We start from the raw sequence: 13,749 nt of genomic DNA on the forward strand, positions 1-13,749 counted from the left end.
AAAAATATTTGAAATTGGACAGACAAGCTATTTGACGACAGCGATGGAAGATCAAAATGCGGCGGGTGGTTTTTTACATACCGGTGCTTTCTTATTGATTGATCAAAAAGGGAGAATCCGTGGGGTATATGATGGGACAAAAACGGACCAAGTCGACCAACTTATCAAAGATATTCCGAAAATTCTTGGAGGATGAAAAATTTAATTCCGTTTTCCTTTTTACTTTTTTTTATTGCTTGTGCTCCTAAATCATCTAATGATGAAAACACCTTAGCAAAAATTTCAGACCCCGAAGTCATGAAATATGCTATTGCCGGCAAAACTTTATATGAAAATCATTGTGGGAACTGCCACCAAAGCAATGGGGAAGGTTTGGGAAATCTAATTCCTCCTTTGAAAGACTCTGACTATTTCAAAGAAAGTATTCATAGAGCTGTTTGGATTATGAAATATGGACAAAAAGGGGAAATTACTGTTAACGGAAAAACCTTCAATCAGGAAATGCCAGCAAGCCCTAGGTTAACACCCTTGGAAATAGCTCAAATAAGCACCTATCTTTTGAATATTTGGGGAATGGAAGAAGGAAAAATTACTTCATCAGAAGTTGAAAAATACCTAAAAACAAAACCGCCCTTTTAGGTGGGTAGAAGTTCATCTGCCTTTGCAAGCACTTCTTTGAATTGACTATTCACTTCAGTTACTTTTATCAATTGATCATCTAAATATTCTTTTACTTCCTCTGGAGATTTTTCTCCGTCCTCGATCTCATATTGATGCATCCAATCGAACATTCCTTCGTATGCGGCGTCAAGATCCACAACCAAAGCCTTTAACTCTACAATTCTTTCAGGATTGGCATTTTCTTCATCTTCCAAACTCTTTATTTCCTGGTTCGCTTTCTTTTCAAGAGATTTCAATTTCCCCATCAGTGGCATCACTTCGTCGTGAATACTGATTATCCTATCACGCATCAATTGATTTTCATCCTGAGTACTTTGGCCACAGGAACTTACAAAGAATAACAACACTATAATTAAAAATGGAATTTGTCTAATCATGATTAATCGAATAATTATTCCAAATATACTATTTATTCTATTTTTAATCTAAAAAGTTAAGAGGTTTTAAAAAGTTGAGATAATTAAAAAATGTTCCTGTAATTTTAGGCTTCATAAAATCAATTCAAATGAAACCATTTTGCTTCGCCGACGGAGAAATAATAGAATCTAAAAATGCCACAATCCATCCAATGGATCTGGGATTAATAAGAGGATACGGAATTTTTGATTTCTTCCGATCTGTCAATTACAAGCCACTATTTTTAGACCATTATTTGGACAGATTTATAACTTCGGCGGAAAAAACATACCTTCCTTTACCTTACACTAGGTCAGAATTAAAACAAATTATCCAAGAGCTCACCGATAAAAATGACATGGAGCAAGGTGGTTTTAGACTGGTGTTAAGCGGGGGACTTTCAGAAAATCACTTTTCCCCGGCTAATGGGAAGCTTTTTATTTTTCCGGAGACTCTTTTATTTCCTAGCGAAGAAAAATATAACAATGGTATTAAACTCCTCAGTTTGGAATATGTGAGGCCGATTGCAGAAATCAAAACAACAAACTACGCTTTATCCGTTTGGGATAGTCTTCGATGGAAAAAGGAAGGTGCTGAAGATGTTTTGTATCATCAAGAAGGCTTAGTAAGTGAAAGCTCAAGGAGTAATTTTTTTATAGTCAAAAATGGAACAGTAATTACACCCGACAAGAATATTTTGATGGGGATCACGAGAAAGCACGTGCTGACTTTAGTGGATCAAGTGGAGATCAGACCGGTAAGCTTGGAGGAAACTTTGAATGCTGATGAAGCATTCATTACGAGTACTACCAAAATACTTTTACCTGTCACTCAAATTGATCATCACAAAATCGGAAGTGGAAAACCTGGACCTATTTCTATGGATATCCTGAAAAAATTCAAGGTTTTAGAAAAAGAAAACTCCCTTTGAAAGGGAGTCGATTATTATTCAGAAATTAATTGAGCGTCTTTGAGAATATACATCAATTTCTCGGGGTCATTTCCATTGAGTACTAGTTTACCTCGGACCCTTACACGCTTTGATGTGTATTTGATTGGGTCAGTCAGCATAACTTCCATAACTGTCTCAGGACCACCTGATCCGCAAAAGAAGCATTCCGCTAAGGGCAAACTGGAAAGAATTATATGCTCAGGTTTAAACATCCCTTCAAAAGGAATAATATAACCATCAGCCTCTACTTCAGTTCCCTCTAATTTTTTTGACTCTTCTGAGAAAACTGGGACATAAAGCTCTCCAAACTGGTCTTCGCTTATTTTGTAAGAAACATCAGAAAGGCTTTTCCAGACATTTTTGTCTTGAGAATATAAATTTGTGGAAGCAAACAAAGTTAGACTAAGGATCCCAAGTATTATTTTCTTCATGATTTTACCTTTCATTTTTAATTAAGTGCTATTTAAGCCTTTGTCAACTGCTTTGCAATACTTGTTTGATAAGCAGTAAAAGCTGGAATAACAGAGGCAAGAACTCCTACTACAAACGCATAAGCTACTACCCAAAGTTCGGATTTTAAGAAAATCCAAGGTTGAAGGCTTACCATAACTCCGGTCTGATTTTGTGATATGATCAATGCCAAAAAGCTATGTCCGATTAAAATTCCAATAATAGCTCCAAGAAATGTCAAGATAAAGCCCTCCATGAAGATCAACAAAACCAACTGAAACCTAGATGCTCCGATAGCCCTTAAAATTGCTAAATCATATTTCCTATCTTTCAATGAATTGTACAAGGCAATGAAAATTCCTAACCCAGAAATCCCAATTAATACAAAAGCAAGACCTTTTAACATGCTAATCCCTACCCCCAACAATTCAAATAACCTTGACATCTCAAAGGAGGGTGAGGCTGCCTGCATATTTGTTCTGCTATTCACCAATCTTGGAAGCTGAATAGCAGCCATTGGGTTTCTGTATTGGACCAAAAGAGTTGTTATTTCTTTGGGCTCTTCCGATTGAGGTAAACCATTAAGTGTGATTTCGCTTGAAATGGATTTTTCCATTTCCTCAGACTCTTCATCTTCTTCATGGGTAAGCCAAACAGACTCAATGCTTGTCAATATTAATCTGTCAACGACATTCCCTTTAGGCTTCAAAACACCAGATACATGATAATAGTTAGCCTCGTGGTCATGACTTCCTTCACTTATTCCATGGCTCCCCATAAACTCATCTCCTTCTTTCAGGCCTAGCTTTTCAGCGACCTCAGCTCCCAATACTACCTGAAAGGCTTTAGACCAAGATTTTCCATTTTCAAATTCCGCTTGATATAATTCTAGGTAGTCCAGATTGGTCCCAACGATTCTAAAACCTTGATAATTATCACCGAGAGCTAGAGGAATAGTGTTTTTCACCAGTCGATTCCTACTTAGATTTCTCGCCTCTTCCAGATCAATATTTCCCGTTGGAAAATCAATATGATAAACACTGGAGAGAATTAATTGCAAAGGGCTTCCTTTAGCACCTACAACCAAATCAATGCCTGCTGCATCTTCATTCATTTTCTTTTCCAACTGCTCTTGCATGAGCAAAAGGACTATGATGATAGCTAGACCTAAGGCCAATAAAATAACATTCAAGCCTGTAGAAAAAGGACGAAAAACCAAATACTTCCAGCTTAGCTTGATAAGATTCATGAGGATTTGACTTCAATAAATTTTTGAATATGATTTTTCACCCTTTGATCATGAGTAACGATAATTAAAGCTGCTCCGATTTTCTTTGCTTGTTCTTTTAATACCTGGATAACTTTTTCTGCATTTTCATCATCTAGGCTTGAGGTAGGCTCATCCGCAAGAATCAATTTGGGTTCATTTGCCAAAGCTCTGGCTATGGAAACCCGTTGACCCTCTCCCTCACTTAATGTCAAGATGGATGAATTTACTTTTTCAGAAAGCCCTAAATCGATTAGAATTTGTTTTAATTTTTCGTTCTTCTTTTTGCTAAAAAAATTTGCCATACGAAGATTATCCATGACAGATAGAGGTGCTAATAAATGTGGTTTCTGAAAAACGATTCCAATATTTTGACCTCTAAAGAGATCTAATTTTTGACCGGATAATTTTGAAATATCCTGACCATTAATTTTTATTTCACCCGTTTCAGGCGAAGAAAGACCCGATAATAAATTCAGTAAAGTCGTTTTCCCGCTTCCTGATTTACCTAAAATCAATAGGCTTTCACCTTCTTCAAGCTGTATGTTTTCAAACCTGATAGTCCTTTGACCTGGATATGTAAAGGTTAAGTCTTTTGTACCTAATAGCATATCAGTTCACTGGAATTGATACATAGAACGTAGTCCCTTTATTTTCTTCACTTTCATAGGTGATTTCTCCATTTAGGACCTCCACACATTTTTTGACGATGGCAAGCCCTAAACCAGAGCCCTCTCTGATTCCTACATTATGAGCTCTGAAAAACCTTTCAAAGAGTTGTTCCTGCTCTCTTTTCGGTATACCGATCCCATGATCTGTAAAAGATGCTTTCAATTTTTGATCCTCAAAATCTAAACTAAAATTAACTATATCTCCATCTTTTGAATATTTTACCGAATTGGAAAGCAAGTTTTCAAAAACCTGATATAGCAAATCATAATCTGAAATTATTGTTTTAGGAAGGTTTCCAAGATTAACTTTTATAGAAACATCATTTTCAATGCCTGCTTTCACAGTATCAAGAACTTCTTTCACAAAAGCTCCCAAATACATCTTTTTAGGCCTAAATTCCATCTTGTCTGCGTCTGCTTTCCCAAAGAACAGAACACTGGTTAAAAGATTATTCAGTGCCCTGACGGAATTTTCGATTTTTGAAGCATGTTTTGCGATTTTTAACTTGAAAGGATGATCCTTCTCTGCATAAATCTGTAATAACTGGGCGGAGCTTAAGATTGAGGTGAGAGGAGTCTTGAAACCATGAGACACGTTGAGAACGATTCTGGATTTAAGCTCATTTATTTCCCGCTCCTTTTCTAAAGCTTTAGTCAACTCCTTGTTTGCTTCATGCAAATCCGCAGTTCGCTGTCTTACTTTCTCTTCAAGTTCATTATTTAGTTTTTGAAGTTCCTTCTCTTTGCGATCTTTAAATATGGCAAGTTCAATCACCATATTTAATTCCCGAATATTAAAAGGCTTAATTACATAGGCACTTGGATTGGTCCCAACCACCTTGTTTAAAGTCTCTGCATCGGAACTTGCACTTAAATAAACTACTGGGATATCGTATTTCTCATTTACAATTTCTGTGGTTTTTATCCCATCCAATTCCCCCGCTAAATTGATATCCATCATCACGATATCCACCATATTTTCTTCCAAAATATCAAGTGCTTTTTCACCAGAATCTGCTATTCCGATTATATCGTGATTGTTTTTTTCAAGGGCTTTCTTTAATAATAAAGCGGAAACAGAATCATCTTCTACTATGAGAATTTTTAAACTAAACATTCGGAATGGAGGGCTTTAAAAATATTTTCAAGATCGAAATTACAAATTTTATCATTCTGGCAATGGGATTTCTATTGTGACAACTGTCCCTGCATTTTTTGAGCTTTGAAGAAGAATTTCACCATTGAGGAGAGAAACCAAGTTTTTAGTAATGCTTAAACCAAGGCCAGTACCTTCATATAACCGCTGGTTACCGGTACTCTCTTGTTCAAATGGCTGAAAAGCTTTTCTCAAAAAGTCTTCAGACATACCAACTCCAGAATCTTCGATGGACAAAAGTATATTATTTTTCCTCCTATCAACTGTCAATTTTATTTCACCATCTTCTGTATATTTTAAGGCATTACTTATCAAATTATTTACGATCATTTCCATAAACCGTCTATCTACTTTGCCATAAAATGGGGTTTTAAGGAAAACTTCTTTTAAGGTTAATCCTTTTCTCATGGCAAGATTTTTTAACGGAGTAATTATTGTAGCTAAAAACTCATTGATATCAGTTTCGGTATAAACGACATTCATTTTATTTGCCTCAATTTTGGCAATATCTAAAATAGAAGTGATCGTATTAAGAAGCCTTTCTCCGCTTTTTAGGATAATGTCCAATTGAGAAACCAGCTCAGGATCATCTTGTCTCATCATGATGATATGTTCTGCTCCTCCAATTATCCCATTTAATGGAGTCCGTATTTCATGGCTAATATTAGAAAGCATGCTTGTCTTGTACCTGTTTGCTTGCTCTGCTTTTTCTTTGGCATCTCTTAACTTTTGCTCAATGGCTTTTTTGGAAGAAAAGTCTCTGAAAACACTTAATATTAAATTTCTACCATCAAAATTTTCTTGGATCAAAATGGAGAAAACCTCCATTTCGAGATTTCCGGATTTCCATGGAACTACACTCTCATAAGTAAACCCGGTAGTTTTTCTTTTGAGTACTCGTTTCATAAAGGACTTTAAGTATTTTGTATAATACTCTGAGTAGCTAAATAAATCCACTACCATCGTATTTTCTAATTCAGATATTTCCTTGTTTACAAGTTGAGCAAAACTTGGATTTACCGTCACAATTTTCTCTCCATCCAGTGTTAGCATAAGCCCGTCCTTCGAACTACTCCAGACATTTTTAAATTGAACTTCAGCGATTTGCTTTTCCTTTATTTTTTGGTCAAATGCTGTTTTTAGAACTCCAACTTTTTGTAGTTGTTGGTAAAAAGTGTTGATTAAAATACCCAACCCAATTAAAAACAATACCAAGAGTAAAATAAACCAAGTCTGTAGATAAATAGGTTTTAATATTCTGAATGGTTGAGATATAACTACTTCAGAGAAGTTTTCACCTTCATAAGACGCCTTCAATTCAACCTGATAATCACCATAAGGTAGGTTTGAAAGAAATAGTGATGTCGTTTTGGGATCTTTAATAATTCTCCAATCCTCACTTGGATTTAATCTATAATGCACCCACAAATCTTTAATTTCATTAAATCCAATAGCAGAATAATCAATCTCAAATGAATTTTTCGAATAAGGAATATCATGCTCCTCATCGGAATCTAATTTTATAGAATCGAGAATGATATTATGAAATATGACCCCCGGAGCTCCTCCTACAAAGGATCGTTCTTCAGGAAAAAAGAGAGAGAATCCTTTCAAAGTGCCAATCATAACCCTTCCATTGGAAGCCTCGACTAAAGCCCCTCTGTTTATTTCATTACCTACCAAGCCATTTTTTTCATTATAATGGGTTAGCGTGTTGTTACCCTCTAATAAAAAAACTCCATCGTCTGTACCAACCCATAGCCTATCTTGGCTATCTTTTAAAATTGCATATACAGGTCTATTAATTTCTTGACCTTCGATGTAATAAGGTTTTATCAAGCCATCTTCTAAGATTTTCAAACCAGTCTCCGTTCCAAAAAGAATTCGATTTGGTTCAAGCTCTAAAAAATCATATCCATCTGTAATGAGCATTTGATCATTTTCATGAAATGGTTTTTCATTGGATGTTTGGCCTGCTTTCATTATCATCAATCTTCCATCCGAAAGCTTTCCAGCTTTTCGCATATAGAAGTTATTATTCTGTAGTAAACTTTCTACTGAACTGCTAATATCATTTGAGTAAATACTCGAAGTGCTATTTCCTGTCGTCGCTATATATATATTTCTAGGACCAGTTATTATCATGGAATCCCCTTCCACTTTTACATATGAAATATTTACCCCTGGTGGAGGAGGGAACATATAGATGGTTTCATTTTCGACTATATATTTTCCAACCCCTCCCCAATTTGATGAAAACCAGACAGAGCCTTTACCATCATTTGAAAAATTCACAATCCTTCTATTGGGGTTACCATCTGGGAAAGAATCTCTTAAAATCGTTTTTACTGCAAGCCGAGAATATTTTTGAATGCCATTATTAAATCCAAAAAGGTATTCGCTCTCTTTTAATTTTCCGATTGCTGTCACTTCTTCAGCCATCAAAGTAGTTTGGTTTACCCCATAGTTTTGAAATGCCAGACTCAGGAAGTTCACAAAGCCCCTACTTGTTCCTACCCAGAGAATCCCTTCCCTGTCTATCATAGCTTTATTAATTGAGTAAACATTCAATTCATCACTCAAATCTATCAGCAATGGGAATCTGTATTGTTTTGAGTATTTAAAAAGCTGTGAGTTGAAATGATACAGCACCGCATCCTCATCAAAAAACAAATCATAAAAATCAATTGAAGAATATTCTTGCTTAGAAAAATTCTGATCTAAAATTTCGTCTGGAGAAAAAGGATCTTTTCCCACTGCCAAGTATTCCCTGCCAAGGAAATAGTACAAATCACTTATTTCGTTTTTCTTTACAACAAAAGGTGATGAGGGCAGTTGAATTCCTCCCAGCTCTGCTTGTACAAGTTTCCCATCATTTAAGGTAAATATCCCTTTTTCGAAATAAAGGAATACACTTCCTTTGATTTCACTGATGGAACCTAATTGACCATTTTCCTCATAAACTCGATCAATTAAAACTTTATCATCATTATTATTTTTCCAATGTAAAAATTGATACTTAGTGTCCAGAAAAAACTGCTTGTTTTTACCTTTTCCAAAGGTAAAAAAGTTGATGCCTGAGCTAAACCTATCTCGAAAATCAATTCCAAGGTCTATAAATTCCCAACTATCATAGCCTCCTTTAATCAAACGTGGCAATCCGGTAGAATTATAGAGCCAAATAATCCCCTCATCATCGATATGAACCGAAATCCGGTAATTAAATTCTTTTAAAATAGAGTCTGGTAGTGCAAAAGTCTCTATTCCGTCAGAATAGTAAACACCCATTGGAGTCGAAAACCACATCCTTCCCAAACTATCTTGTTCCATCTGTAGAACATTCTGTACGGGTAGCTCAACACCCTTTGGCTGAGCATTAAATTTAAAATTCTGAGCCTTACCCAAAGTGGTTATACCAAAACAAATGATTAGAGAAAGGAAGAATTTCATTTTATAGGTGTACTTTTGAGGCCTAAGATATAAAAAGTATTTCGTCGTCAAATTACCTAGATAATGTTCTTCATTTCTTTTGTCAGCGACCTGATTCTTTTATTTTTGTGCCAAACTTTAGAAATCGCATCATGAGTGTACTAGTAAATAAAAATTCCAAGGTGATCGTACAAGGGTTCACCGGGTCGGAAGGCTCTTTTCACGCACAGCAAATGATCGAGTACGGAACGAACGTAGTCGGTGGTGTTACTCCAGGTAAAGGCGGGTCCATTCATTTGGATAAACCTGTCTTTAATTCTGTAGAAGAGGCAGTTCAAAAAACTGGAGCTGATACATCCATCATTTTTGTTCCACCAGCTTTTGCAGCAGACGCTATTATGGAAGCTGCTGATGCAGGTATCAAAGTAATCATTGCCATCACGGAAGGTATTCCAGTGGCAGATATGATGAAAGCTAAGCCTTACATCATCGAAAGAGGTGCTACGCTAATCGGCCCTAACTGCCCAGGTGTAATCACACCGGGTGAAGCGAAAGTAGGTATCATGCCAGGCTTTGTCTTCAAAAAAGGAAGAATCGGTATCGTTTCCAAGTCAGGAACTTTGACCTATGAAGCTGCTGACCAAGTTGCAAAAGCTGGTTTAGGCGTTTCTACAGCAATCGGTATCGGTGGTGATCCTATCATCGGAACTTCTACCAAGCAGGCTGTTCAGTTGCTAATGGAAGATCCTGAGACTGATGCAATCGTCATGATCGGTGAAATCGGTGGTAACTATGAAGCTGAAGCTGCCAAGTGGATCCGTGAAACTGGTAACAAAAAGCCAGTGGTTGGTTTTATTGCAGGTCAGACAGCACCTCCGGGAAGAAGAATGGGCCATGCCGGTGCTATTATCGGTGGAGCAGATGATACTGCAGCTGCCAAAATGAGAATTATGAGAGAAAATGGAATCCACGTTGCTGAGTCTCCAGCGGAGATCGGTGCTACTATGGCAAAAGCCTTGGGTGTGGATGCTTAATTGATATAAGATATCGGATTTAAGATATATGATTTTGAAAACCGCTTCGATTGAGTTCGCAGCGGTTTTTTAATGTCCAAAATTTAATTCTATGCTGTAGATATCTAGAAAAGCTTTAAAATTTAAATTCATATTATGTGACGTTTTCCATTTTCAAAATTAAAACTTTCAATCCTTATGAGATTTTTCGCTTCAATTTTCTTGAACACAAAAATGTTTTACCTGATTATTCTTTTTCCTGTTTTAGCTTTTGCTCAAACAGAAATAGAAACTAAAAAAGTGAATTTTGAAAAAGGAAAATCTGAGACAACCATTAAAGGTACTCTCAAAGGTGACCAAATCATTGATTATATTTTGACAGCAAATAAAGATCAGGTCATCAACGTAAAGTTCACTGCAACTAACACAGCAAATTATTTCAATCTAATGTCTCCAGGAGAAGAATATGTAGCTTATTATAATTCATCTATGGATGAAAACTACTATGAGGGCAAACTGGAGAAAAGTGGAGATCAAAAAATCCGCGTTTATTTGATGAGAAGTGCGGCAAGAATAAACGAATCATCTACGTTTACTATAGAAGTATCAATTGCTTCTGGAAATTAAAAACACAACTACACTTGAGCCGTCCTGAATAATTATAGAACGGCTTTTTTTATTCTCTCTTCTGATTTCAGCTTTAAAAATCTACCTTTGCCGCTTCAATTCAGATAATTATGATTTCAGTAGATAATGTAGCGGTCATTCATAGTGGCTCTACGCTCTTTAGTAATGTTTCTTTTGCCATCAATGAAACTGATAAAATAGCCCTGATGGGTAAAAATGGAGCTGGGAAATCCACGCTCTTGAAGATCATTGCTGGCCAAACAAAACCATCTTCCGGATCTGTTTCTGCTCCCAAAGATTTTGTCGTTGCTTATTTACCGCAACACTTGCTTACTTCAGATGATTGCTCAGTGATGGAAGAAACTTCCAAAGCTTTTGCAGGCTATCTAAACATGAAGGCTGAGATTGAGCAGATCAATGAAGAGTTGACCGTCAGAACTGATTATGAATCTGAGGAATATTACAAACTAATTGAGCAAGTTTCTGAATTGAGTGAAAAATTTTATGCTATCGAGGAAGTTAATTATGAGGCAGAAGTAGAAAAAGTACTTTTAGGTTTGGGGTTCGAAAGAGAGGATTTCACGCGATCAACATCAGAATTTTCCGGAGGATGGAGAATGAGAATTGAATTAGCAAAGATCCTTTTACAAAACCCGGATCTGATCCTTCTTGATGAGCCAACCAACCATTTGGATATTGAATCTATCCAATGGCTGGAGGACTTTTTGATGACTAAGGCTAAAGCTGTAGTAGTAATTTCCCATGACAGGGCTTTTGTCGATAATATCACGACACGTACGATAGAGGTTACTATGGGTCGTATATATGATTATAAAGCCAAATACAGTCATTATTTAGAACTAAGAAAAGAAAGGCGAGAGCAACAGCAAAAACATTACGAGGAGCAACAGAGAACTATTGCTGACATCCAAGGCTTCATTGATCGATTTAAAGGGACTTATTCCAAAACTCTCCAGGTGCAATCACGAGTGAAAATGCTTGAGAAAATGGAAATAATTGAAGTGGATGAAGTAGATACCTCAGCTTTGAAATTACGTTTCCCGCCATCTCCTAGATCTGGAAATTATCCAGTGATTGTGGACGAAATGAGTAAAAATTATGGAGATCATGTGGTTTTCAAAAATGCTTCCTTGACTATCGAACGAGGTCAAAAAGTTTCTTTTGTAGGAAAAAACGGAGAAGGAAAATCCACCATGATCAAGGCGATAATGGGTGAGATTGATTTTGATGGAAAATGTGAATTAGGACATAATTCCATGATCGGGTACTTTGCCCAAAATCAGGCTTCACTTTTGGATGAAAGTCTCAGCATTTTTGAAACTATTGATCAAATCGCTGTCGGAGAGATACGGACAAAAGTCAAAGACATCTTGGGAGCTTTCATGTTCAAAGGTGATGATATCAATAAGAGGGTTAAAGTGCTATCCGGTGGTGAAAAAACCCGCTTGGCGATGGTTAAACTGTTGCTGGAACCTGTAAACTTGCTGATTCTCGATGAACCTACCAACCACCTAGATATGAAAACAAAAGACATCATCAAAGATGCTTTAAAGGCTTTTGATGGAACTTTGATTGTTGTCTCTCACGATAGAGACTTTTTGGATGGATTGGTAACCAAAGTTTTTGAATTCGGAAATAAGCGAGTGAAAGAACACTTTGAAGATATCAATGGATTCTTGAGAAATAAGAAAATTGAGAATTTGAAAGAAGTAGAAAGATAAGAGAGATTTCAGATTTCAGATTTCAGATTTCAGATTTCAGACAAGTTGAACTTACTTTAAGTTAATAGGTTTAGTTTTGGGCAAAAAAAAGAAGCAAAAAAGCGGACTCAAAAGAGATCCGCTTTTTTGCATTTATACTTTTCTGAAAGTTTATAATCCAAATACTCTAGGAAGCCATAATGAGATCTCGGGGAAAATCATGATTAATACTAAAGCCAAAATCATGGCAAAAAAGAATGGTAACAAAGGCTTGATTACTTTTTGAATCGTGGTTTGAGCAATTCCAACTCCAATAAATAGCACAGAGCCAACTGGTGGTGTACAGAGACCGATACAAAGATTCAAAACCATCATGATTCCAAAATGAACTGGGTCAATTCCTAAAGAAGTAACAACCGGCAAGAAAATAGGAGTAAAAATCAATACAGCTGGAGTCATATCCATAAAGACCCCTACGAAAAGCAGAAGCACATTAATCATGATCAGAATCACAAATATATTGTCACTCAATGATAAAAGAGAGCTAGAAATACTTTGTGGGATTTCCTCACTTGACATTACCCAAGACATCGCCATTGAAGTAGCAATAAGTAACATCACCACGGCTGTAGTCTCCGCTGATTTAAGAAGAACTGATGGTAGTTCTTTAACTCCTATTTCATTATATACAAGAGTAAGTACCAAACTATAAACCACCGCAATTGCTGAAGCCTCAGTTGCTGTAAAAACACCTCCTATAATCCCTCCAATTACCACCACCAAGAGAAATAGACTTGGAATAGCATGCCAAAAAGTAATTAGTAAATGCTTAAAGGTAGTTGCCTCTCCAGATGGTAGCTTTTTGATTTTCACCATAACAGCAGCGGTAATCATTAATAATAAACCCACCAAAAGACCTGGCAAGTATCCTGCAACAAAAAGTGCTGCAATAGAAACTCCTCCTGAGGCTAAAGAATATACGATCAAGACATTTGATGGTGGAATAATCAATCCTGTTGTAGAGGATGTAATATTCACAGCTGCTCCCAATTCTTTTGGATAACCTTCTTTTTCCATTCTTTTACCCAAAATCCCTCCCATGGAGGAAGCCGCTGCCACTGCAGAACCTGCAATCGCTCCCATCAACATCGCTGCAATAACATTAACATGCAATAAACCTCCGGGAAGTCTTCCTGTAAGCGCTTTTGCAAACTCAATCAATCGATTAGCAATTCCTCCACGGTTCATTAATTCTCCTGCAAGAATAAAAAAGGGAATAGCAAGTAAAGAAAAACTATCAAGGCCTGTCCCCATTCTTTGAGCTACAGTGGTTATAGCCGGCATGCTTGCAACTGTTACCATCAAAGTAAACATACTGGATAGGCC

The 13,749-nt window shown here is 36.6% G+C and carries 12 protein-coding genes and 1 pseudogene; 6 read left to right on the forward strand and 7 right to left on the reverse strand.

The window, feature by feature from the left end; translation table 11 throughout:
* Window positions 1-196: pseudogene (locus Q0L68_RS09140) on the forward strand (SCO family protein); the annotation flags it as partial.
* On the forward strand, window positions 193-639 hold the full coding sequence (locus Q0L68_RS09145; protein WP_296701976.1) for a cytochrome c: 447 nt from the start codon (window positions 193-195) through the stop codon (window positions 637-639). The pseudogene Q0L68_RS09140 and the gene Q0L68_RS09145, both read left to right, overlap by 4 nt.
* Here Q0L68_RS09145 and Q0L68_RS09150 read toward each other — a convergent pair.
* Window positions 636-1,058, reverse strand: a complete 423-nt coding sequence (locus Q0L68_RS09150; RefSeq protein WP_296701978.1) for a hypothetical protein — start codon at window positions 1,056-1,058, stop codon at window positions 636-638. The two genes, Q0L68_RS09145 and Q0L68_RS09150, sit on opposite strands and share 4 nt — an antisense overlap.
* A 128-nt stretch (window positions 1,059-1,186) precedes the next feature.
* Here Q0L68_RS09150 and Q0L68_RS09155 point away from each other — a divergent pair, with 128 nt between their 5' ends.
* A complete protein-coding gene (locus Q0L68_RS09155) occupies window positions 1,187-2,008 on the forward strand; it encodes an aminotransferase class IV (protein ID WP_296701980.1) in 822 nt (273 codons plus the stop codon).
* Window positions 2,009-2,022: 14 nt separating this feature from the next.
* On the opposite strand, the gene Q0L68_RS09160 is transcribed toward Q0L68_RS09155, so the two are convergent.
* Genes Q0L68_RS09160 through Q0L68_RS09180 form a run of 5 tightly spaced genes read right to left on the reverse strand, consistent with a single transcriptional unit; the run spans window position 2,023 to window position 9,023 of the window.
* Window positions 2,023-2,460: a hypothetical protein gene (locus Q0L68_RS09160; RefSeq protein ID WP_296701982.1), complete on the reverse strand. Its 438-nt coding sequence runs from the start codon at window positions 2,458-2,460 to the stop codon at window positions 2,023-2,025.
* A gap of 32 nt (window positions 2,461-2,492) precedes the next feature.
* Window positions 2,493-3,728 carry an FtsX-like permease family protein gene (locus tag Q0L68_RS09165; protein WP_296701984.1) on the reverse strand — a complete coding sequence of 412 codons (1,236 nt, stop codon included), beginning with the start codon at window positions 3,726-3,728 and terminating at the stop codon, window positions 2,493-2,495.
* On the reverse strand, window positions 3,725-4,357 hold the full coding sequence (locus Q0L68_RS09170; protein ID WP_296701987.1) for an ATP-binding cassette domain-containing protein: 633 nt from the start codon (window positions 4,355-4,357) through the stop codon (window positions 3,725-3,727). Before Q0L68_RS09170 ends, Q0L68_RS09165 begins: the two co-directional genes overlap by 4 nt.
* A 1-nt stretch (window position 4,358) precedes the next feature.
* Window positions 4,359-5,534: an ATP-binding protein gene (locus Q0L68_RS09175; protein ID WP_296701990.1), complete on the reverse strand. Its 1,176-nt coding sequence runs from the start codon at window positions 5,532-5,534 to the stop codon at window positions 4,359-4,361.
* 51 nt (window positions 5,535-5,585) lie between these two features.
* Complete coding sequence (locus tag Q0L68_RS09180; protein WP_296701992.1) at window positions 5,586-9,023, reverse strand: ATP-binding protein; 3,438 nt, start codon at window positions 9,021-9,023, stop codon at window positions 5,586-5,588.
* A 131-nt stretch (window positions 9,024-9,154) separates the two neighbouring features.
* On the opposite strand from Q0L68_RS09180, the gene sucD reads away from it, so the two are divergent.
* From sucD to Q0L68_RS09195, 3 genes are all read left to right on the forward strand, one after another.
* Window positions 9,155-10,036: a succinate--CoA ligase subunit alpha gene (gene sucD / locus Q0L68_RS09185; RefSeq protein WP_296701994.1), complete on the forward strand. Its 882-nt coding sequence runs from the start codon at window positions 9,155-9,157 to the stop codon at window positions 10,034-10,036.
* Window positions 10,037-10,249: 213 nt separating this feature from the next.
* Entirely contained in the window at window positions 10,250-10,642 is a 393-nt protein-coding gene (locus Q0L68_RS09190; RefSeq protein WP_296701996.1) for a hypothetical protein, read from the forward strand.
* A gap of 110 nt (window positions 10,643-10,752) precedes the next feature.
* Window positions 10,753-12,384, forward strand: a complete 1,632-nt coding sequence (locus Q0L68_RS09195; protein WP_296701999.1) for an ABC-F family ATP-binding cassette domain-containing protein — start codon at window positions 10,753-10,755, stop codon at window positions 12,382-12,384.
* Window positions 12,385-12,534: 150 nt separating this feature from the next.
* Here the strand turns inward: Q0L68_RS09195 and Q0L68_RS09200 are convergent.
* On the reverse strand, window positions 12,535-13,749 hold a 1,215-nt coding region (locus Q0L68_RS09200; RefSeq protein WP_296702001.1), incomplete at its 5' end, for a TRAP transporter large permease.

Source organism: Algoriphagus sp., from assembly GCF_024642405.1.
GTDB lineage: Bacteria > Bacteroidota > Bacteroidia > Cytophagales > Cyclobacteriaceae > Algoriphagus.